The organism is Flavobacterium sp. PL12 (genome assembly GCF_039123485.1).
Lineage (GTDB): Bacteria > Bacteroidota > Bacteroidia > Flavobacteriales > Flavobacteriaceae > Flavobacterium > Flavobacterium weaverense.
The window spans coordinates 1-1,273 of record NZ_JBANDI010000064.1; the positions used below are offsets into that span (position 1 = coordinate 1).

At 30.7% G+C, this 1,273-nt stretch carries 1 protein-coding gene; it reads right to left on the bottom strand.

Annotation, left to right across the window (positions count from 1 at the left end):
* Window positions 1-100: 100 nt before the first annotated feature.
* Window positions 101-1,273, bottom strand: a 1,173-nt coding sequence (locus RCH19_RS14720; protein ID WP_343023863.1) for an IS4 family transposase, incomplete at its 5' end; no start/stop codon positions are given.

A 1,273-nucleotide genomic window follows, 5' to 3' on the forward strand; every position in this document is an offset into this window, starting at 1 on the left:
CATTAATGTCCGATAAAAAATAAATCCGCATGATTTTATTTTTCATCTATTTGATTGCCAATGTTTTAATTTTTATTTTCTGTGCTTTTATAAAAAGAGGTTACAAAATTAATGATAGTTGTTCTGTTTCAGCCTTGTCAATTATCCAATCCTTTTCTGGATTTTCTAAAAACTTCATCAAATTGATGTAATTGAAAAGGTGAATTTTACAAAAACTAACCAAATTTGAAAATGCCCAACTGCGCTTTAGCCTTTTCTTAACCACTGCTAATAGCAGGTTAACTATCAAAACACAGTAAATCTGTATTTTGATGGCATTTTCATTATCTCCCAAGAAATATTTCAATGGAAAATTTTGTTTTAGTTGTTTGAATAATAATTCTATTTGCCATCTTGTTTTATACAAAGCCGCAATTAAATCGGCACGTAATTCAAATAAATTGGTTAAAAACTCAAATTCTCGTTTGTTTACCCGATCGTAAAACCTTACTTTTCTCAATCTTAACTTTGATATTTCTTTTCCCTTTTTTACATCAATTTCAATAATTTCATCTTCTAAAATGCCGTTATGAATTCGTTCTCCAATATCTAGTTTTTCGATACTTATATACGATGCGTTGTCTTTTATTCGAGTTACAAATCCTGTTCTGTGAGCTGTAAAATGCTCAAAAGCCTTGTAATCATTGTATCCTTTGTCAAAAACATAAATGATGTTTTCATCGCATTTCAATTTTTCTAAGAAATTATGGTCGTGTGTTTTGGCTTCGCTGAACCAAACCAAACTCGGCACAATTTCATCAGCATTGACAACCGTATGCAATTTAATTCCCCCTTTTCTTTTTCCACTTTTTGGATTTCTACCTACGCAACCCATTATGTCTTTGAACAAGCTAATTGTTGAACTATCAAAAATTTTGACCTGCTTATTTATAACTTCCTTAATGCGGCTGTCCGATAAAAAACCTCCATATTGCTTTAGTAGTTGATGATAAATATTTTCAAAAACTAAAACATCTCTTCTTTTATTCGCATCAGATAAAGTACTCCTTTTAGGAATATGATTTAACTGAAAACTACTTGTTTTACCCGATAAGCCAAGCATTGCTCCAGATATTTCTCTAAGTGATGTACACTTTGAGAAAGAACAAAAAAGCATACTTATCAAATGGTCTTTTGTAGTAAATCGCTTTGTATAGCGGTCTGATTCACATTTTTTGACTTCCTTTTTTATTATAGAATCGTCTATTAAAGAAATCAGCTGTCCGAAAACAGA